Origin of the sequence: Methylorubrum subtropicum, assembly GCF_038442325.1 — a bacterium.
Lineage (GTDB): Bacteria > Pseudomonadota > Alphaproteobacteria > Rhizobiales > Beijerinckiaceae > Methylobacterium > Methylobacterium subtropicum.
Map to the genome: position 1 here is coordinate 38,065 of NZ_JBBXMW010000004.1, position 19,220 is coordinate 57,284.

At 69.6% G+C, this 19,220-nt stretch carries 15 protein-coding genes; 9 read left to right on the plus strand and 6 right to left on the minus strand.

The window, feature by feature from the left end:
• The first annotated feature begins 175 nt into the window (after positions 1 to 175).
• The 6 genes from AAHG03_RS07150 (at position 176) to AAHG03_RS07175 (ending at position 8,201) form a co-directional block, all read left to right on the plus strand.
• The gene (locus tag AAHG03_RS07150; RefSeq protein WP_342149806.1) at positions 176 to 2,473 is read left to right on the plus strand and encodes a TonB-dependent siderophore receptor; all 2,298 of its coding nucleotides are present in this window, start codon (positions 176 to 178) and stop codon (positions 2,471 to 2,473) included.
• Complete coding sequence (locus AAHG03_RS07155; protein WP_342149808.1) at positions 2,467 to 3,513, plus strand: GNAT family N-acetyltransferase; 1,047 nt, start codon at positions 2,467 to 2,469, stop codon at positions 3,511 to 3,513. The genes AAHG03_RS07150 and AAHG03_RS07155 overlap by 7 nt, the downstream gene beginning before the upstream one ends.
• 291 nt (positions 3,514 to 3,804) lie before the next feature.
• Positions 3,805 to 4,794 carry a Bug family tripartite tricarboxylate transporter substrate binding protein gene (locus AAHG03_RS07160; protein WP_342149809.1) on the plus strand — a complete coding sequence of 330 codons (990 nt, stop codon included), beginning with the start codon at positions 3,805 to 3,807 and terminating at the stop codon, positions 4,792 to 4,794.
• A gap of 144 nt (positions 4,795 to 4,938) precedes the next feature.
• The gene (locus AAHG03_RS07165) at positions 4,939 to 5,604 is read left to right on the plus strand and encodes a tripartite tricarboxylate transporter TctB family protein (protein WP_342149811.1); all 666 of its coding nucleotides are present in this window, start codon (positions 4,939 to 4,941) and stop codon (positions 5,602 to 5,604) included.
• A gap of 16 nt (positions 5,605 to 5,620) precedes the next feature.
• Positions 5,621 to 7,126: a tripartite tricarboxylate transporter permease gene (locus AAHG03_RS07170; protein ID WP_342149813.1), complete on the plus strand. Its 1,506-nt coding sequence runs from the start codon at positions 5,621 to 5,623 to the stop codon at positions 7,124 to 7,126.
• Between the two features lie 103 nt (positions 7,127 to 7,229).
• The gene (locus tag AAHG03_RS07175; protein ID WP_342149815.1) at positions 7,230 to 8,201 is read left to right on the plus strand and encodes a tripartite tricarboxylate transporter substrate-binding protein; all 972 of its coding nucleotides are present in this window, start codon (positions 7,230 to 7,232) and stop codon (positions 8,199 to 8,201) included.
• Between the two features lie 158 nt (positions 8,202 to 8,359).
• Here AAHG03_RS07175 and AAHG03_RS07180 read toward each other — a convergent pair whose 3' ends face one another.
• The gene (locus AAHG03_RS07180; protein ID WP_342149816.1) at positions 8,360 to 8,623 is read right to left on the minus strand and encodes a hypothetical protein; all 264 of its coding nucleotides are present in this window, start codon (positions 8,621 to 8,623) and stop codon (positions 8,360 to 8,362) included.
• Between the two features lie 294 nt (positions 8,624 to 8,917).
• Between AAHG03_RS07180 and AAHG03_RS07185 the strand changes: the two genes are divergently transcribed.
• On the plus strand, positions 8,918 to 11,023 hold the full coding sequence (locus AAHG03_RS07185) for a GAF domain-containing hybrid sensor histidine kinase/response regulator (RefSeq protein ID WP_342149818.1): 2,106 nt from the start codon (positions 8,918 to 8,920) through the stop codon (positions 11,021 to 11,023).
• 7 nt (positions 11,024 to 11,030) lie between these two features.
• Here AAHG03_RS07185 and AAHG03_RS07190 read toward each other — a convergent pair whose 3' ends face one another.
• The 5 genes from AAHG03_RS07190 to AAHG03_RS07210 all read right to left on the minus strand — a co-directional run bounded on the left by AAHG03_RS07190 (position 11,031) and on the right by AAHG03_RS07210 (position 17,364).
• Positions 11,031 to 11,717 (minus strand): response regulator transcription factor, encoded by a 687-nt coding sequence (locus AAHG03_RS07190; RefSeq protein ID WP_342149819.1) that lies wholly within the window; start codon positions 11,715 to 11,717, stop codon positions 11,031 to 11,033.
• A 160-nt stretch (positions 11,718 to 11,877) separates the two neighbouring features.
• A complete protein-coding gene (locus AAHG03_RS07195) occupies positions 11,878 to 12,858 on the minus strand; it encodes an FAD:protein FMN transferase (RefSeq protein ID WP_342149821.1) in 981 nt (326 codons plus the stop codon).
• Positions 12,855 to 14,915, minus strand: coding sequence for a 4Fe-4S binding protein (locus AAHG03_RS07200; RefSeq protein ID WP_342149823.1), 2,061 nt, complete (start codon positions 14,913 to 14,915; stop codon positions 12,855 to 12,857). Before AAHG03_RS07200 ends, AAHG03_RS07195 begins: the two co-directional genes overlap by 4 nt.
• Positions 14,916 to 15,124: 209 nt before the next feature.
• Positions 15,125 to 16,135 (minus strand): YVTN family beta-propeller repeat protein, encoded by a 1,011-nt coding sequence (locus AAHG03_RS07205; protein WP_412759723.1) that lies wholly within the window; start codon positions 16,133 to 16,135, stop codon positions 15,125 to 15,127.
• Positions 16,132 to 17,364: an ABC transporter substrate-binding protein gene (locus tag AAHG03_RS07210; protein WP_342149824.1), complete on the minus strand. Its 1,233-nt coding sequence runs from the start codon at positions 17,362 to 17,364 to the stop codon at positions 16,132 to 16,134. Before AAHG03_RS07210 ends, AAHG03_RS07205 begins: the two co-directional genes overlap by 4 nt.
• Positions 17,365 to 17,598: 234 nt before the next feature.
• Here AAHG03_RS07210 and pedF point away from each other — a divergent pair, with 234 nt between their 5' ends.
• Together pedF and AAHG03_RS07220 are read left to right on the plus strand one after the other, a co-directional pair.
• Positions 17,599 to 18,018: a cytochrome c-550 PedF gene (pedF, locus tag AAHG03_RS07215; RefSeq protein WP_342149825.1), complete on the plus strand. Its 420-nt coding sequence runs from the start codon at positions 17,599 to 17,601 to the stop codon at positions 18,016 to 18,018.
• 2 nt (positions 18,019 to 18,020) lie between these two features.
• Complete coding sequence (locus AAHG03_RS07220; protein ID WP_342149826.1) at positions 18,021 to 18,878, plus strand: substrate-binding periplasmic protein; 858 nt, start codon at positions 18,021 to 18,023, stop codon at positions 18,876 to 18,878.
• Positions 18,879 to 19,220: the final 342 nt, after the last annotated feature.

A 19,220-nucleotide genomic window follows, 5' to 3' on the forward strand; every position in this document is an offset into this window, starting at 1 on the left:
GACGGTGCGGCCACAATTCGTAAGCTCATCCGGGATGGATCGGCAGTCTACTTGGAAGCTTTCAAAAGTAGAACGGTTCTAAAAATAATTCCATATTTGATGGCATGGATTGCATGTCAAGGCACGACCGAATAGCAAGCTAGACCATTGGACGATCTCTTCCTCGGGGGTGTTGATGCGTATCTCGGAACTGTGCCGGATGTCGGTGCTGTCCGCCGGCTCGGCGGCGTTGCTCGGCGCGGTCGGCCTCGTGGCGCCGCTCGGCGCGCTCGCCCAGGAATCGACCCGGCTCGACGAGATCTCGGTGGCGGGCGAGGGCGGCGGCACCGGCCGCCCCGGCGGCCGCGCCCCGGGCCGCAACGTCGTCTCGGTCTCCGGCGATCCGGAAGCCGGCGGCAAGGGCCCGGTCGAGGGCTACGTCGCCCGCACCAGCACTGCGGGCACCAAGACCGCCGCGCCGATCATCGAGACCCCGCAATCGATCACCGTCATCGGGCAAGACCGAATTCAGGTCCAGCAATCCACCAGCGCTTCGGAAGTCTTCCAGTACACGCCGGGCATCAACGCCGACACCTACGGCAACAACTCACGTTCCGACAGCTACATCACCATCCGCGGCCTGCCGGCGAACTTCTTTCAGGACAACCTGCGCCTGCCCTTGACCCGTCCCTATAGCGGCTACCGGGTCGATCCGTTCACCGTCGAGCGGATCGAAGTGCTGCGCGGTCCGGCCTCGGTCATCTACGGGCAAGGCGGCCCCGGCGGCACCATCAACTACGTCTCGAAGCGCCCGACTCCGGTGCCCTTCGCCAACGTCGAGATGCAGGTCGGCAACTTCGAGCAGCCGCGCGTCGGCGTCGATTTCGGCGGGGCGCTCAACGCGGACGGAACGCTGAGCTACCGCATGGTCGGCGTCGGCCAGAACACCCAGCTCAACGGCGGCAACCCCTTCACCGGCCAGCGCTTCGCGCTCGCGCCGTCGATCGCCTGGAAGCCCGACAACCAGACCTCGCTGATCGTGTTCGGCTCGGTGCTGCAGGACGACACGCATATCGACAGCGACTTCCTGCCGGCCCGCGGCACCGTGCTGCCGAATCCGAACGGACGCATCTCGCGCCGGCTCTGGACGGGAAACCTGAACTACGACAAGCAGATCCGCACGCAATACGCCATCGGCTACGAATTCGAGCACCGCTTCAACGACATCTTCGCCGTCCGTCAGAACCTGCGTTACGCGACCGTCGCCACGAGCATCAACACCGTCTACGGCACCGGCATCCCGCAATTCGCGGACGGTTTGTCGGAGGCCCAAAAGATCACCGCGCAGCGCACCATCGGTCGGAACGCCATCGGCGGAAACATCGGCGCCAGAACGCTGACGGTCGACAACCAGCTTCAGGCGGATTTCACCGTCGGCCCGACGAAGCACACCGTGCTGATGGGCGTCGATTACCTGAATCAGTTCGGTTACGACCGGCAGAGCTTCGCGCTGGGCGGTGCCCTCGATCTGTTCACCGGTGCCCGCGAGCCGATCGCCGGCCCGCTGGAGCTGTACCAGGATCAGCGGCAGACCGTTTCGCAGGTCGGCGCCTATTTCCAAGATCAGATCAAGTTCTTCGACAAGCTCGTGCTGACCGGCGGGTTCCGCTACGACGCCGCCGTCAGCAACTTCAAGGATCCGCTGACGGCAGGGATTTCGGGCGTATCGAACGATACGGCCCTGTCGCCGCGCGTCGGCGCCGTCTATCTCTTCGACAACGGATTGGCGCCCTACATCAGCTATTCAGAGTCGTTCACCGTCAATCCGGGCGCCGGTCGCCTTGGCAGAGAAAATGCCGGTCCCGGTGACGCCACGGGCCCGTTCCGCCCGAGCTTCGGCAAGCAGGAGGAGGTCGGCATCCGCTATCAGCCGCCGGGCCTGCCGATCCTGCTCAGCGCCGCCGCCTTCGACATCACGCAGACCAACGTCATCACGACGTTCGGAACCACGGGCTACGCGCAGGATCTGCGTTCGCGCGGATACGAAATGGAGGCGCTGGTCGACCTCGGAAACGGCTTCCGGATGATCGGCTCCTACACCCTTCAGGATGTACGCGTGATCGGCAGTGAGGATTTTCCATCGGATGTCGGCCTGCGTCCGACGGCGGTGCCGGATCGCATCGGTTCGCTCTGGGGTGATTACACCTTCCTGACCGGAGATCTGCGCGGTCTGCGCATCGGTGCGGGCCTGCGCTACACCGGCGCCTCCTACGGCGGCGTCGATGTGACCGACGCGAACAATCCTCTGGTCGTCCGGTCGCCGGAATTCTTCCTCGTCGATGCCGGCATCTCCTACGCCTACGAGAACTGGCGCTTCTCTCTCAACATCCGCAATCTCGCCGACCGGAAGTACATCGCCACCTGCAGCGACCCGACTTCCTGCTTCTACGGCCAGGAGCGCAAGGTCATCGTCGGAGCGGGTTACACGTGGTGAGTGCTTTGGATCAGGACACCTTGCCCTTCACCCTCGTCCTCGCCGACGGGCGAAAGATTTTCGCCGAGGTCGAGGACGAGCGGGCCCGCATCGTCGTGGAAGGATCCGGCGCGCTGGTCCTGGCGCGCCCCGAGCGGCACGTCTTCGCGGCCATCGACGGCTTCGAGGAGGGCCTGCCGCCGGAAGCCCTGCTGCCACTGCTGGCCCACGTCTTCGCCCGGCGCCCGAAGGTCGAGGCGGCTGAGATCACTCTGCCGGCCTCGCAGGCCTGGGCCCGCGAGGCGATCCGGGCCGGCGTGGTCTCGGGCGTAGAGCCGGGGGAGGGGGGCCTGCGGCTGACCGCGCAGCGCGGCGCGTTCTGGCAGCATCCCGACCTGTGGCTGAAGGGCCGGGCCAGCGGATCGACGCCGCTGACTTACGTGATGAGCGGCGACAAGCGCCACCCGAAGCGTCCAGTGAAGCCGGTCGGCGAGGTCTACCGGCGCCACATGCCGCGCTTCAAGGCGGATTTCTCCATTCGCGCCGTCGATATCGAGGGCGACCTCGACACCATCAACCGCTGGATGAACCTCGACAGCGTCGCCGCCTTCTGGAACGAGCGCGGCGACCACGACCATCACCGCAAGTACCTCTCGACGGTCGCCGCCGACCCGCACATGGGCAGCTTCGTCGGCTGCTTCGACGACGCGCCGTTCGCCTATTTCGAGATCTACTGGGCCAAGGAAGACCGGGTCTCGCCGTTCTACGACGTGCACAATTACGACCGCGGCCTGCATCTCCTCGTCGGCGACCCGCGCCATCAGGGGCCGGGCAAGGTCGAGGCGTGGTTCCGCGCCGTGCTCCACTACATGTTCCTCGACGATTCCCGGACCTATCGGGTGATCGGCGATCCCCGCATCGATCACGTGCGCTGGATCGAGTACATGCAGGGTCAGGGCTTCGTGCGGCTCAAGGAGTTCGACCTCCCGCACAAGCGCTCGGAACTGATCTTCATCGAGCGCGAGACCTTCTTCGGCCCGCCCCATTCCGGGCCGGCCTGACGGCACGTCTTTTTCAATCGCCCAATCCCGTCGATGATGACATTCAGCATCGATCGTCCGTGCACAAGGAGACGAGGCCTGTCGACGGCCCTCGTCGGCGAGAGGCACTGAACAGGATCGTCGATCCTGTTGTGGACAGCCCGGAGACGGGTCGATTTATGTTGCGACTCCACAAGTCTGTTGCATATCGCCGCCGCGCACGGCTTGCGCGGCGCGCCGTTCCCCTCCCTTCATGCGGGGGCGTGCCGCCTCGAACCGGCGCGCCAAGACAATGATTCGGGAGGATTTTGGATGGGTCTCTTCACCCTGTCGCGCCGGGCGCTCGTCGTCGGCGGGATGATCGCCGCCGCGCTGCCGTTCGACGCGCAAGCGCAGGCGCCGGCTTATCCGACACGGCCCATCACCCTCGTGGTTCCCTTCGCCGCGGGCGGCTCGACCGACGTGGTCGGGCGCCTCGTCGCGCAGAAGATGTCGGAGATCCTCGGCCAGCAGGTCGTGGTCGAGAACGTGGTCGGCGCAGGTGGCAACGTCGGCGCGGCGCGCGTGGCCAAGGCCGAGCCCGACGGCTACACCATCCTCATGGGCACGGTCGCGACGCACGCGCTGAACCCGCTCATCCTCAAGCGCAAGCCCTACGACCCGGTCACCGATTTCAGCCCCGTGGCCCTGCTTGCCGTCGTGCCGAACGTGCTCGTGGTCAACCCGAACCTGCCGGCCAAGAACGTGCAGGAGCTGATCGCCCTGCTGAAGGCCGACCCGACCAAGTACAACTACGCCTCCTCGGGCGTCGGCACGCCGCTCCACCTCTCGGGCGAGCTGTTCAAGAGCCTCGCCGACGTGAAGATGCAGCACATCCCCTATCGCGGCTCCGGCCCGGCGCTGAACGACGTGGTCGCCGGTCAGGTGCCGATCCAGTTCGACAACCTCCCCTCGGCCTCCGAATTCATCAAGGCCGGCAGCCTGCGGGCGCTCGCCGTGACGACGAAGGAGCGCGCGCCCTCCTTCCCCGACGTGCCGACCATCGCGGAATCGGGCCTCCCGGCCTACGAGACCTACACGTGGAACGCGCTGTTTGCGCCGCCCAAGACCCCGAAGCCGATCATCGACGTCCTCAACGCCGCCGCCGTCAAGGCGCTGGCCGATCCGGGGCTGGCCGAGCGGATGAAGGGCTTCAGCGCCAAGGTCACGCCCTCGACGCCCGAGGCGCTGGCCGAACACGTCAAGTCCGAGATCGCCCGCTGGACCCCGGTGGTCAAGGAAGCCGGCATCCAGGCCGACTGATCCGGAAGGCATGCACGGCCGGGCAAGGCCCGCCGTGGATCACCGCCAAAAGACATCATTAGAGGCACGACGCGTCCGCTGCGCCGTGCCAGAACGCCGAAAAAGCCGCCCTCGACGGCGGCACCGAACTCGGAGGAATCAGGAATGGACGCGCCCCTCGACGGCACGTCGTCGCGCCGCGGTCCGGTGCGGGCACCGCAGAGTCTGGTCGCCGGCCTCGGCCTGATCGGACTCGGGTTGTTCGGCATCTGGGCGGGCAGCGACCTCGATTACGGCTCGCTCCGCGTCATCGGCCCCGGCCTGATGCCGTTCTGGCTCTCCGTCGGCGTCGGCCTCTGCGGGCTCGCGCTCGCGATCTCCGGCTTCACCCATGACGGCGCCCCGCTGCAGGCGTTCACGCTCCGCGGCCCCGTCGTCATCACCCTGGCGATCATCGCCTTCGCGGTCACGATCCGCCCCTTCGCGATCGGCGGCATCACCACGCCGGGCCTCGGCCTCATCGTTGCCGGCCCGCTGGCCATCATCATCGCGGGTTATGCCGGCACCGAGGCGCGCTTCCTCGAACTGCTGACGCTGGCCCTGTTCCTCACGGCGGGCTGCATGCTGCTGTTCGGCGACATGCTGAACCTGCCGATCCCGATCTTCCCGACGGCGGTCGTCCAGGCGATGACCGGCGTCCTGCCGGCCCGCACGATGCTGCGGATCGCCGCCGGCGCCCTGGCGCTCGCCGGTTTGGGTCTCCTCCTCGTCCAACGTCGCTCGAGCCGGCGCGAACCCATCGAGGTCGCGCGCCACTCCCTGACCACCTGATCTCGGAGCGGCTCCCGTGGCGGACCTTCTCAACAATCTGGGCCTCGGCTTCTCGGTCGCTCTCGGCCTCCAGAACATCGCCCTGTGCTTCCTCGGCTGCCTCGTCGGCACGCTGATCGGCGTTCTGCCCGGCGTCGGGCCGATCGCCACCATCGCGATGCTCCTGCCGATCACCTTCGGGCTCGATCCGGTCGGCGCTCTCATCATGCTCGCCGGCATCTATTACGGCGCGCAGTACGGCGGCTCGACCACCGCGATCCTCGTCAACATCCCCGGCGAGGCGACTTCGGTCGTCACCACGCTCGACGGCCACCAGATGGCCCGCCAGGGCAAGGCCGGCATCGCGCTCGGCACCGCGGCCATCGCCTCGTTCTTCGCCGGCACGGTCGCGACCCTGCTGATCGCCGCGCTGGGCGCGCCGCTCACCAAGCTCGCCCTGATCTTCGGTCCGGCCGAGTACTTCGCCCTGATGGTGATGGGTCTGGCCTTCGCGGTCGTGCTCGCCCACGGCTCGGTGCTCAAGGCGGTGGCGATGATCCTCGTCGGCGTGCTGTTCGCGGTGGTCGGCACCGACCTCGAGACCGGCCAGGAGCGGATGACCTTCGGCTTCTCGTTCCTCACCGACGGCGTCGACTTCTCGGTGCTGGCGATGGGCCTGTTCGGCATCGCCGAGATCCTGCGCAACCTCGACCAGACCGAGACCCGCGACGTGGTGCGCGAGCGCATCGGCCGGCTGCTGCCGGGCCTCGCCGACCTCAAGCAGGCGCTGCCCGCGACGTTGCGCGGGACCGCCATCGGCGCGACGCTGGGCATCCTGCCGGGCAACGGCGCCGTGCTCGGGCCGTTCGCCGCCTACACGATCGAGAAGAAGATCGCCAAGGACCCGCGCCGCTTCGGCCGCGGCGCCATCGAGGGCGTGGCCGGCCCTGAGAGCGCCAACAACGCGGGCGCGCAGACCGCCTTCATCCCGCTGCTGACGCTCGGCATCCCGCCGAACGCCGTGATGGCCCTGATGGTCGGCGCCATGACGATCCACGGCATCATCCCCGGCCCCGGTGTGATGACCAAGAGCCCCGACCTGTTCTGGGGCATGATCGCCTCGATGTGGATCGGCAACCTGATGCTGCTGGTCATCAACCTGCCGCTCGTCGGCGTCTGGGTGCGCCTGTTGAAGGTGCCCTACCGGCTGATGTTCCCGGCGATCCTGATGTTCTGCTCGGTCGGCATCTACTCGATCAACTCGGTCCCGACCGACGTGATGCTGATCGGCTTCTTCGGGCTGATGGGCTACCTGCTGATCAAGTTCGGCTTCGAGCCGGCTCCGCTGCTGCTCGGCTTCGTCCTCGGCAAGCTGATGGAGGAATACCTGCGCCGTTCGCTCACGCTCTCGCGCGGCGATCCGATGGTGTTCCTGGAGCGGCCGGTCAGCGCGGTGCTGTTCATCATCGCCTTCGCGATCCTCGCCGCGGCGCTGCTGCCGTCGCTGCGAAAGAGCCGCGACGAAGTCTTCACCGAGGCCTGATTCGACAGGATTAAAGCTGCGGCGGCTTTCGTTCCTAAGGGACGCGCCGCCGCGGCCGAGCGTTTCGTTCACAAAGACACCAAGATCAAACAGGGGGAATACCGTGAAAAAGGCTCTCGCGTTCGGGCTACTGGCCGCTCTGACCGCCGCCACCGCCCAGGCCGATTCCTATCCGCAGCGGCCGATCACCATGGTGGTCCCGTTCGCCGCCGGCGGCCCGACCGACATCGTCGCCCGCATCGTCGCCGACCCGATGTCGAAGGCGCTCGGCCAGCAGGTGGTGATCGAGAACGTCGCCGGGGCCGGCGGCACCACCGGCATCACCCGCGCCGCGCAGGCCACGCCCGACGGCTACACCATCATGATGGGCCACATGGGCACGCACGGCGCGGCGCCGGCCCTGTTCAAGGGTCTAAAATATGACCCGGCCTCCAGCTTCGACCCGATCGGCATGGCCGCCGGCACGCCCATCGTCATCGTCGCCAAGAAGGCCTTCCCGGCCCCCGACCTGAAGAGCTTCGTCGAGGCGGTGAAGGCGGGCGGCGCCTCGATCAACCAGGCGCATGCCGGCGTCGGCTCGGTCTCGCACTCGACCGGCGTGCTGTTCGATTCGCAGATCGGCGCCAAGCCGACGCTCGTGGTCTATCGCGGCACCGGCCCGGCGCTGAACGACCTCATGGCCGGTCAGGTCGACTTCATGACCGACCAGATCGTCAACGTCGCCACGCAGATCAACGGCGGCACGATCAAGGCCTACGCGATCGCCACGCCCGAGCGGAACCCGAGCCTGCCCGACGTGCCGACCACCAAGGAAGCCGGTCTGCCGGGCTACGAGGTCAGCGCCTGGAACGCGGTGTTCGCCCCCAAGGGCCTGCCCGAGGACGTGCGCAAGAAGCTCGTCGCTGCCCTCGACGCGGCGCTGAAGGACCCGAACGCCAAGAAGCGCATCCTCGAACTCGGCGGCACCGTGCCGAAGGACGGCGAGGCCGGCCCGGCCGCCCTGCAGAAGCTCGTCGAGAGCGAGGTCGCCCGCTGGACCCCGGTGCTGCGCAGCGCCGTCGAGGGCAACCAGTAACCCCACCCCCGTCATTCCGGGGCCGCGCCAGCGGAACCCGGAATCCACCCGTGATGCGGGATGCCCGGCTGTAGCCGCACCGTGGCGGCCAGTCGTGGATTCCGGGTTCTCGCCTTCGGCGAGCCCCGGAATGACGGGCTCGATGATTTTTTTGCGTTCTACGGCCGGCGGCACCGCGGCGGGCCGTCGCCCGCCAGCGAGGCCGGGACCACGCGCCCGCCCGCCGCCGTGCAGGCGTCGCGGAACGGCTTTTCCGGGCGGTGGAAACCCCAGATCGCGATCATCGGCGCCACCATCAGGAACACGGTCGCGCCCATGATGAAGGCCGGGAACCAGCCCGGCATCCGCCGCGGCGGCTCCGGCCGGATCGGCGTCGGCGGGGCCAGGAAGGCCAGGAGGAGCAGTCCGTCGAGGGCGCTCATCGGTCGATCCCTGCCAGCGTGCCGTGGGATATCGGGGAAACCCCGATAGTCGGTTCCCGGCGGCGGCGCATCAACCTGGGGCGGCTGCCGCGACTTGCCGCACGCGCTCCCTTTCGGTTCCAGGAGATTACGGCGACAGGCGAAAAACGCCTTTCCCGAAAGTGTGATGATCGCCGCGCCACCGCATGGATTAAACAGGCTTCAACCGGTCGATGCGAAGCTTCCCGCGTCGAGGATCGGATCGACGCACGTAGGCCTTGATCGCCGCGTGCGCCCTTGAGGCGCTGGATCGGTATGGTCGCCACTCCGCCGAACGAGCCGGAACGGATCGCCGCGCTCCAGGCGCTCGGCATCCTCGGGACCGCGCCCGAGCCGCATTTCGACGCGGTCTGCCGCACCGCCGCCGCCCTGTTCTCGGTGCCGATCGCCACGGTCGCCCTGCTCGATGCCGACGACCTCTGGTTCAAGGCCAAATGCGGGATCGAGGCCGAGGGCGCGCCGCGCGACGTGGCCTTCTGCGCCCACACCATCCTGTCGGATGCCGGCCTCGTCATCGAGGACACGCGGGCCGACCCGCTGTTTGCCGACAACCCGCTGGTCACGCGCGAGCCCCACATCCGCTTCTACGCGGGCGCGCCGCTGATCCTGCGGCCGGGGGTGCGGATCGGGACGCTCTGCCTGATGGACCGGCAGCCGCGCGCCTTCGGGCCGCAGGACCGCGAGCGGCTGCGCGATCTCGCCACGGTCGTCGTCGCGCATTTGCGCCTCTACGAGCAGCAGGCGGAGCGGGCGCGGGCTGCCGATGACCGGAACGCGGCGATCCTCGGTCAGCTCGCCGAGGGCGTCATCGTCGCCGACGCGGCGGGCGGGCTCACCTTCGTCAACGAAGCGGCGGCCGCGATCCACGGCGTCGCCCGGCTCGATATCGCGCCGGAGCGCTACAGCGAGACCTACCATCTCTTCACCGAGGACGGCCGGCCCTATCCGACCGGCGAATTGCCGCTCGTGCGCGCGGTCGCGGGTGAGCGGGTGGAGGATGCGCGCTGGCGCATCCACCGGCCCGACGGCTCGCGGGTGCTGGCGGTCGGCACCGCCCAGCCGCTGCGCGGCGCCGACGGGCGGCAGGTCGGCGCCGTGCTGACGGTGCGCGACGATACCGCCCGCGATTCCGCCGAGCGGGCCCTGCGCGACCTCAACGCGACTTTGGCCGAGCGCGTCGCCGAGCGCACGGCGGAACTCGACGCCGCCCGCGTCCAGGCCGAGGCGGCGAGCCGCGCCAAGACCGATTTCCTGGCCTCCATGAGCCACGAGATCCGCACGCCGCTCAACGGCATGCTCGGCTACACCGACCTCCTGCTCGACGATCCCACCCTCGGTCACGGCGCCCGCCTCCACGCCGAGCGCGTCCGCTCCGCCGGCTCGGCGCTGCTGACCATCGTCGATGACATCCTGGACTTCTCGCAGATCGAGGCGGGCCGGATCGAACTGAGGCCCACGCCCTTCGCCCTGGCTCCGCTCGCGGAGGAAGCCGCCGCGATCGTGCGCCCCAGCGCCGAGCAGAAGGGTTTGAGCCTGACGGTCGAGATCGGCCCCGGCCTCCCCGGTGCCGTCCTCGGCGACCGCGACCGGCTGCGGCAGGTGCTGCTCAACCTCCTCAACAACGCGGTGAAGTTCACCCGCCGCGGCGACGTCACCCTTCTGCTGGAAGCCGGCAGCGACGAGCGAATCGGCTTCTCGGTGCGCGACACCGGCATCGGCATCCCGGCGGCCAAGCAGCATCTGCTGTTCGAGCGTTTCAGCCAGATCGACGGCACGATCCGGCGCGCGTTCGGCGGCACCGGGCTCGGGCTCGCCATCTCGAAGCGGCTCGTGGAGCTGATGGGCGGCACGATCGGGCTCACCAGCGAGCCCGATATCGGATCGACCTTCCGAGTCGAGGTTCCGCTGCCCGCCGCGGCCCTGCCGGCGCCGGTCGCCCCCGCAGCGGAGCGGCTGGGCCGTCCCGGCTGCCGGGTGCTGCTGGTCGAGGACGTGTTTCTGAATCAGGAACTCGGCCGCGCCGTGCTCGAACTCGGCGGCCACGCCGTCGATGTCGCGTCGAGCGGGGCCGAGGCGATCCAGGCGGTGGCCGAGCGCGCCTACGATCTCGTGCTGATGGACATTCAGATGCCGGGCATGGACGGGATGACCGCCACCCGCTGCATCCGTGCGCTGGGCGGCCCGGCGGCCGAGGTGCCGATCGTCGCGATGACGGCGAATGTCCTGCCGCACCAGATGTCGGACTATCTCGCTGCCGGCATGCAGGGCCATATCGGCAAGCCGTTCAAGCGCGAGGCACTGCTCGCCACCGTCGAGCGCTGGGCGCGGAGCGGGCGGGCTGATCCGGCGCGCTGCGCCTGAAAGCTCGTCAGGTCCGCCCCAGCGCCCGTGCGCCGAGCGCGGCGGCGGCGGCGCGGTTGGCGACGCCGAGTGCGCGCAGCAGGGCGGCGACGTGGACCTTCACCGTGCCCTCGCCGAGCGCCAGGGTGCGGGCGATCTCCTTGTTGGAGCGGCCGTCCACGATCAGTTCGAGCACGTCGCGCTGGCGCCGGGTCAGCGAGGCCGCGGGCACGTCGCCGGGCTCCCGCGGCACCGGGGGCGGCGCGCTGCCGGGGCCGGGGATGTCGGCCAGGAACGGCGGCACGTAGATCGCGCCGCTCAGAATGACTTCGAGCGCGCTCACCACCTCCGGCGGCGGCAGGGTCTTGGGCACGTAGCCGTGGCTGCCGGCGGCGAGCGCGGTCAGGATGTCCTCCCGGTCGGTCGAGCCCGAGAGGATCGCGGCCTTCACCGCCGGAAAACACTCGCGCACGGCGCTGAGCGAGGCGGCGCCGGCCATGCCGGGCATGCGCAGGTCGAACAGGGCGAGGCTCGCCTCCGGCGTCTCGGCCAGCGCCGCCAGCGCCTCGTCGAGGGAGCCGGTCTCGACCACGCGGGCGAAGCCGAGGCGGCGTACCAGCAGGGTCGTCAGGGCGAGGCGGAAGAACGCGTCGTCGTCGGCGACGACGGCGACGGGCCCGCCGGCGGGCGACGGTGAGGCGGAGGCGCTGGACATCCTGACCGGGGTTTCGCGTGGCGAGGCTCGGTCGCGCCCGCGCGGCGGGCCCTTAGGCGGACACCGCAACGCGGCTCGACCGCGGGATACGGAGACTATCCTACATCAATCGCGCGCGCGTCATCGCCACGGTCGCGAGAATGTGCGGTGTGCGTCACCATCAGAGCTTGGCTGTGAAGCGGGCGCCACACCCTTCATAGAGCCGCACCAGCGCCGCGCCCGCCGCCTCGCCCATCACGAAGGCCGCGGTGGAGAGGCCGTCGGCCAAGAGCCCGCTCGGCGCCGTCACGGTGACCCGCGACAGCGCGGTCGGCGAGAGGCCGGTGGCCGGATCGAAGATGTGGTGGTCGCGCCGGTCGGGCGAGAACACGGTGGCATCGTCGCCGGAGGTGGCGGCGAAGCCCGCGAACGGGGCGATGATGTCGGAGGGCGCGTCGCCGTGCGCGCCGAGACCGAGCCGCCAGGGCGTGCCGTCGGCGTGCGCTCCCGTGGCCGCGAACTCGCCGGTATCGACGAAGGCGTCCGCGATGCCGTGGGCAGCGAGCGCCGCCATCACCCGGTCGGCGGCGAAGCCCTGGATCAGGCCGTTGAGAGTGAGGCCCATGCGGGCTTGCGTGAAGCGGATGGCGGATTCGTCGGCCGCGACGTGGTGCCAGCCGATCCGCGTCACGGCCTCGGCGCGCGCCTGCGGCCCCGGCCGCTCGCCCTTCGCGGCGCTTTCGGACCAAAGCGTCCAGAGCGGCTGGACCGTGGGATCGAAGGCGCCGCCGCTGCGCTCGGCCAGCGTCAGGGCAAAGTGCAGCATCGTCAGGAGCAGCGGGTCGGGGGCGTCGAGCCGGCCGTCGCGGTTGAGCCGCGACAGGGCGCTGTCGGACCGGTAGAGGCTGCCCGCCGCCTCGACCGCGTGGATCGCCGCGAAGGCGTCGCGGAAGGCGGGCTCGAACGCGGCTTCGCGCTCCGCCACCAGGGTGAGCGACACCGTGGTGCCGAAGGCGAGCCCGGCCCGCGTCGCGGTCCGGCGTCCGCGGCTCTCGGCCAGCGCCCGGAACGCCGCGGGTCCGGTCGCGAGCGCCGCCAGCGCGCCGAGGCCGCCGAGTAGCGCGCGGCGCCGCTCGGGCGCGGGGCGAAGGGGCAGGTTCATTCGGCGGCCACGGGCTGCGGGGCGAGGCGCTTGCCGCGCTTGGCCGCGATCACCTGCGGCACGCATTGGGCCGGATCGCGGATGATCGTGACGCAATCCATGCACTGGAAGCACTCGGGATAATCGATCCGGCCGGACGGCTCGATGGCGCCGTATCTGCAGCGCACCTTGCAGAGCTGGCACGGCGAGCCGCATTCCGCGCGCCGGGGAATCCAGTCGAGCAGCCGCAGGCGCCCGGCCAGCGCGAGGCTGGCCCCGAGCGGGCAGAGATACCGACAAAACCCCTTGTAGACGAAGAGGTTGAGGACGAGGAGCCCCACCGCGTAGAGTACGAACGGCCACGAGCGGACGAAGTAAAGGGTGATCGCCGTCTTGAACGGCTCGACTTCCGAGAACGTGTCGGCGAGCGGCGAGCCGAGCGCCGCGGCGAGCAGGATCGCAGCGAGGACGAGATACTTCACCTGCCGCAACGCCCGGTCGAGGCGAGGCGGCACGGTGACTTGGCGGATGCGCAGGGGCTTGGCGAGGAACGCGCAAAACTCCTGCAACGCACCGAACGGGCAGAGCCAGCCGCAGAAGGTGCCCCGGCCCCAGACCACCAGCGTCACCAGCACGAAGCCCCAGAGCACGAGCGAGGGCGGATCGTAGAGCAGGAAGCCGAAATCACCGGTGTGGACCAGCGCGCGGACCGCGCCGACGAGGGTGACGATCGAGAGCTGCGCCTGGGCGTACCAGCCGATGAAGCCCAGCGTGAAGGCGAGGAAGCCGAGGCGGAACAGTGAGAACGGGCGTCCCTTCGCCACCAGCGCGTCCTGCCGGGCAAGCACCGGCACGAGGAGGGCGAGGCTCGCCGCGATGATCCCGAGCTCCCATCCGCGGGCGCGCCAGGAATCGGTCCAGCTCGGACCATCGTCCGGCACCTCGCGGGTGAACAGATCGGGCGGCAGGCGGTATTCGGTCGCGATCTCGCGGGCGACCTTTTCCGGGAAGATCTGGCCGCGTTCGCGCGTCACCTTCACCGAGAGCGACCAGGGGGCGGAGGGGTCGAAGCCTGCGGCATCGCCGATCTTCAGGAGGGTCCAGGGGCCGGCGGGGAGATCGGGGGCGAGGTCGCGCCGCTCCCAGGCCGCGTCGCGGGCGTTCACCGTGAGGCCGCCCTGCTGGATCGTCAGACGGTCGGGCACCGAGCCCAGCACGAAGTCGTCCGGCAGCGGGCTCCAGCGGCCCGAACTCACCACCAGCACGGCATGGGCGCCGGGTCCGATCTCGCGCAGCAGCCGGGCATGGGCTGCCTCGCCGAGGAGCGCGCGGCCGATGGTGGGGACGTTGAGATAGGCGACGGTCAATTCCGAAAAGGGCTCGTCCGGCGCGCCCGGATCGGGATCGCTCAGGCCGGTGCCGGCAAAGGCGGCATCGACTTCTGCGGGTGTGATGCGCCAGAGCTTCACCCAGCCGCGCCGTTCCAGTTCGGCGAGGCTCAGCGGCTCATAGTCGAGCTTGGCCTCGACCCGCAGGCCGGTGTTGACCGCGCCGAAGCCGAGCTTTTCCCGCGCCACCGCCAGCGAGGCCGCGAGCATCGTCTCGTTGATCACGCGGGTCGAGGCGGTGGCCATCGAGATGCCGTCGACGGTGGTGGCGGGCGAGGCCCCGCTGCCCCGCGCGTTCGGCCGTCCGACCCGGATCGGCTGGCGGGCCGAGAGGCCGACATACTGCTCGACGAAGGCGAACAGCGGCTCCGAGCCCAGCCCTTCGAGGAAGACCGGTTCGTGGTGCGAAATCACCCGGGCATCGCGAAACGTGCCGTCGGGGGCGAGCGCGATCAGGAGGTTCGGGGCGGTGCCGCCGAAGCCGGGGATGCGGGCGAAATCGATCGATTCGAACGCGTAGGCGACGATTTCGTAGGAGCCAGCCTCCTGTTTGAGGATCGGCCAGACCGGGATGCGCTCGTCGCGCTCGCCGACGACGAGGGGCGGGGGGAAGTTTTTTTCCAGGCCGGCACGGCCGAGGGTGCCGGCGTGCGCGGGGAGGGTGAGGAGCAGCGCCGCGAAAATGCTCACGAAGAAAAAGCGCAGAGCTGCGCGCGCATCCCTCCCCCCTCTGCGGGGGAGGGTGGCCCCCGAAGGGGGTCGGGAGAGGGGAACCCGGCTTCCGGAGAATCCCCGACGAGGGCGGCCAAGCGGAGCCGTGGTTCCCCTCTCCCGCCCGCTCCGCGGGCACCCTCCCCCGCGGAGGGGGGAGGGTTGGGTGGGGTGGCACCCTGTGTGGGTCACTCCCCAGCCCCTGCCGAGCGCACGCCCGCCACCGGCCGCACCGCGGCGCCCCAGGGGTAGCGGCCGACCTTGATGCTGCGGATCGCCTTGAGGCTCACCGCATCGATCACCGTCACGTCGCCCGACACCCCGTTCGTCGTCACCAGCCGCTCGCCGCCGGGCAGAGCCGCGACGTGCCAGACCCGCCGGCCGACGAGGATGTAGCTTTTGACCTTGAAGCTCTCGGTATCGACCACCGCGACCCGGTCGGACGGCCCCAGCGCCACGAAGGCGCTGCGCCCGTCCTCCGCGAGCGCGATGCCCACCGGCTGGATGCGGTCACCCGAGATTCCCTTGATCTCGAACCCGATGGTCTCGACCACTTGGCGGGTCGCGACGTCGATCACCGCGACCGTGCCGCCGATCTCGGAGGAGACCCAGAGCCGCTTGCCGTCACGGGTGAACTCGGCGTGGCGCGGGCGCTGGCCGACGGGGGTGGCGTCGGTCGCCTGGAGCGTTTCGGTGTCGATCCAGTGGACCATGTTGGTGGTCTCAGAGGTCGTGACCGCGAGCTTACCGTCGGGGCTCACCGCCATGCCCTCGGGCTCGATGCCGACATCGATCTGCGCCAGGACCTTGCGGGTGTCGGCATCGACGACCGTGGTGGTGGCGTTGTTCTCGTTGGCGATGAAGAGCGTCTTGCCGTCGGGCGCGAGCGAGAACTGCTCCGGGTCCTCGCCCGAGGGCAGGTCGTGCAGCAGCTGGCCGGTGTCGGGGTCGATCACCTGCACGGCGTCGGAATCGCTGGCGCAGACGAACAGGCGCCGACCGTCCTTCGAGAAGGTGAGCCCGCGCGGGCGCCGGCCCACGGGGAAGGTGCGGGTCACCTCCCAGGTCGCCGAATCGATCACCGAGACGGTGTTGTCGCGCTCGTTCGAGACATAGACTTGGTGCGCCTGGACCTCGTGCGCCTGCGCGCCGAGCGGCATCAACAGCGCCGCACCGACAAAAAATCGAAAAAGAATCATGGGGTGCCTCCGAAGGCGCGGCAGGCGCTCTCGGGCTCGTCGAGACCGAGGGTGTCGAGTTCGGTGTGCCGGTGCAGGAAGCCCTCGACCGGGGCGGCGGCGACCACGGCGCCGGGCCAGAGCACGAAGACCGGCTGGCGCAGTTGCCCGTTCCAGGGGCGGAAGCTGAGCGCCCGGCCCTTGAAGCCGCCGACCTCGAACTTCTTCGAGAGGAGGAGGTCGCGGATGGCGTTTCCGTCGCTCGACTTGAGCTGCGTCGCGGCCTCGGTCACCGCGTGCACCGCCATCCAGCCGGCCCAGTCCACCGCGCCCATCGGGCGGCCTGCGAGCTTGGCGAAGCGGCCCTGCAGCTGCACCGCGGCCCAGGCCTCGACCGGGCGACCCCAGGCGGTCGGCGTCAGCCCTTGCGTGCCGACCACGGGGCGGGGCGAGGCGGTGTTGTAGACGAGGTTGGCCCCGAACTCGGCCCGCTCGTCGGCCACCGCCACCACGTCGTGCTCGGGGCCGCGGGTGATGACGGCGAATTCCTTCAGCGCGGAATCGCGCAGGTCGGCGCCGCGGGCGTCGAAGCTCGTCTCGGCAACGATCCGGGCGCCGAATTTTTTTGCACTCTTACGGAGAGCGTCAGCGTAGAGGGCGTCGTCCGCGCCGGGGCCGGAGACCAGCAGCAGGCGGTTCCAGCGCTTGTAGAGCAGGAACTGCGCCAGCGCGTCGGTGAGCATGTCGCGCGAGGGCAGCACGTGCAGCAGCCGGGCGCGGCAGTCGCGATCGCGCAGGCGTACGTCCGGCGCGCCGACATTGAGCAGCACGGATTCGCGGGTCTCCGGCGCGTCGGCGATGGCCAGAAGGTCGTCGGCGGGGGCGTTGACGACGAGGAAGCGCAGGGGGCCGCTCTCACGCGCGAGTGTCGCCAGCGCTGTCGGCAGGTCGGCACCGGGCTCCACCACCGTGGATTTCAGGGCGAAGGACAGGCCGACGAAGCGACCGGTGGCGTTGCCGTCGCGCAAACCCAGTTCGGCCCCGCGCAAACCTTCGTCGGCGGGGATCGGCGGCTCGTTGTTGAGCGGGGTCGGGCGCTCCACCCGGCGCTCGACGTAGTGGATCGTGAGCGGCGGGTTCGCCAGCGCCGGGGCGGCGGCCAGCAGCGCGCAGGCCGTCAGCAGGGCCCGCAGCGCATGCCGGCCGAAGCCCCTCGGGCCGCCGTCGATGAGATCGGCGCGTGTCGGCATCCTGCCCCGAACGGTTCCACCCTGGATTTTGGGGCAAGCATAGGCGCGGGGCTTACGGCGCCGATATTGGACCAAGGTCGCAGCCGCGGCGGCGGCTTCGTCGTACCAAAGCACAATGGGGCGTCTCCGGCCCGCTCGATACCATGGCGCATAATCGAGGAGCGCGGGCCAAGACTTGCCCCGCCTCCCGCACAACGCGCCGCCTCTCGGGGCAGGCCAGGGAGCGAGACGGACATGACCACACGGATTCGGCTGGCCGGCGGGCTGCTGCTCGGCCTCGTGCTCGTAGGGGGCGCCTTCGCCCACGGCGACGTGCAGCCCCAGCCCGTCAACACCGATGGGCTCGAATCGCTGGGCAAGGACTGGAAGGAAGAGAACCCCTATCGCGGCAACGAGAAGGCGGTCGCGATCGGCGATTCCGGCTACAACCAGAACTGCGCCCGCTGCCACGGCCTGCAGATGATTTCCGGCGGCCTCGCCCCGGACCTGCGCTACTTGCCCGTCGGCAAGGAGGGCGACGAGTACTTCGTCGAGCGGATGAAGCACGGCGCCGTCATCAACGGCGTGACCAAGATGCCGGCCTTCGACGGCATCCTCTCGCAGGAAGCCATGTGGGCGATCCGCACCTACCTCGAAGCCAAGCACGAAGAGTAGCCGTGTCGCGCTCCCTCACCCGGCGCGGCGCGCTCGCCGGCCTCGCGGCGCTCGCAAGCTGCCCCGCCTTCGCCCGTCCCCTCGACGAGGTGAGCGCGGACGGCACCCTGCGGGTCGCGCTCTACGCCGAGAACGCGCCGTTCTCGGACCTGCGCGACGGGAAGCCCGTCGGCATCGACGTGGACGTGGCGCAGGCGCTCGCCGAGGCGCTGAAGCTCAAGCTCGACCTGCGCCTCGTGGACGCGGGCGAGAACGTCGACGGCGATTTCCGCCTCAACCTGTGGCGGGGGGATCTCGCCGGCTCGCGGCTCGCCGACCTGATGCTGCACGTGCCGAACGACAAGCTGCTCGGCATCCGCAACGAGCAGGTGTTTCTGGTGCGCCCCTATTTCGAGCAGCGCCTCGCCTTCGCCTGGGCGCGCGACAAGATGGAGGGGTTTTCGAGCTTCCCCGACATCGAGGACAAACAGATCGCGGTCGAGGGCGCCAGCGCCTCCGATCTCCAGATCCTGATGGCCGAGAACGGGCGCTACCGGAACAACCTCAAACATTTTCGGAATTTCGACGAAGCCGCCAAGGCGTTCTTGTCCGGCGAGACCGCGATCCTGGCCGGCACGCGTCCGGCGATCGAGGCGGCTCTGTTCGAGGCCAAAGTCGGGCCGGATCGCTTCCCCGTGGTCGAGATCGCGCTCGGCGGGCTCGTGAAGACGAGTTGGGAACTGGGCGGGGCAGTCCGCTCCGATTCGCGCGACCTCGGCTACGCGGTGGGCGAGGCGCTTGGCGCCATGGCGGAGGACGGGCGGCTGAAGGCGATCTGCGCGCGGTATGGGGTGACCTACGCAGCACCGAAGGGGTTTTGAAAGGCGTGCCGCGCTGACGCGCATCCCCTCTCCCCGCACGCGGGGAGAGGGCTTCATGCCCCCTCGCGGGGGCATGAAGCGAGGCGGCAGCCGAAGGTGAGGGGGCGTTTCCGAAGGAGTCTCTTTCGTAATCGCCCCCTCACCCCCGCTACCGCTTGTCGCGACGACGACGGGGTCGGCGCGACCCTCTCCCCGCGTGCGGGGAGAGGGGAGCACGGCTTCCACAGCGACCCGTCCGGAAGATTATGATGTCGCCCCGTCGCGGGGCTTCGGGTCATCGGAAGGCCTCGGGCTGCGCTTCGCGCGTGGTCCGAGGCTTTTTCGCGTGCGGCCCTTGCGACG

What these genes read in the sequence shown, in the direction of transcription:
- AAHG03_RS07185 (WP_342149818.1), top strand. Translation starts at nt 8,918, where the DNA reads ATGGTCGCCACTCCGCCGAACGAGCCGGAACGGATCGCCGCGCTCCAG.
- AAHG03_RS07190 (WP_342149819.1), bottom strand. Translation starts at nt 11,717, where the DNA reads ATGTCCAGCGCCTCCGCCTCACCGTCGCCCGCCGGCGGGCCCGTCGCC.
- AAHG03_RS07160 (WP_342149809.1), top strand. Translation starts at nt 3,805, where the DNA reads ATGGGTCTCTTCACCCTGTCGCGCCGGGCGCTCGTCGTCGGCGGGATG.
- pedF (WP_342149825.1), top strand. Translation starts at nt 17,599, where the DNA reads ATGACCACACGGATTCGGCTGGCCGGCGGGCTGCTGCTCGGCCTCGTG.
- AAHG03_RS07180 (WP_342149816.1), bottom strand. Translation starts at nt 8,623, where the DNA reads ATGAGCGCCCTCGACGGACTGCTCCTCCTGGCCTTCCTGGCCCCGCCG.
- AAHG03_RS07210 (WP_342149824.1), bottom strand. Translation starts at nt 17,364, where the DNA reads ATGCCGACACGCGCCGATCTCATCGACGGCGGCCCGAGGGGCTTCGGC.
- AAHG03_RS07165 (WP_342149811.1), top strand. Translation starts at nt 4,939, where the DNA reads ATGGACGCGCCCCTCGACGGCACGTCGTCGCGCCGCGGTCCGGTGCGG.
- AAHG03_RS07195 (WP_342149821.1), bottom strand. Translation starts at nt 12,858, where the DNA reads ATGAACCTGCCCCTTCGCCCCGCGCCCGAGCGGCGCCGCGCGCTACTC.
- AAHG03_RS07150 (WP_342149806.1), top strand. Translation starts at nt 176, where the DNA reads ATGCGTATCTCGGAACTGTGCCGGATGTCGGTGCTGTCCGCCGGCTCG.
- AAHG03_RS07205 (WP_412759723.1), bottom strand. Translation starts at nt 16,135, where the DNA reads ATGATTCTTTTTCGATTTTTTGTCGGTGCGGCGCTGTTGATGCCGCTC.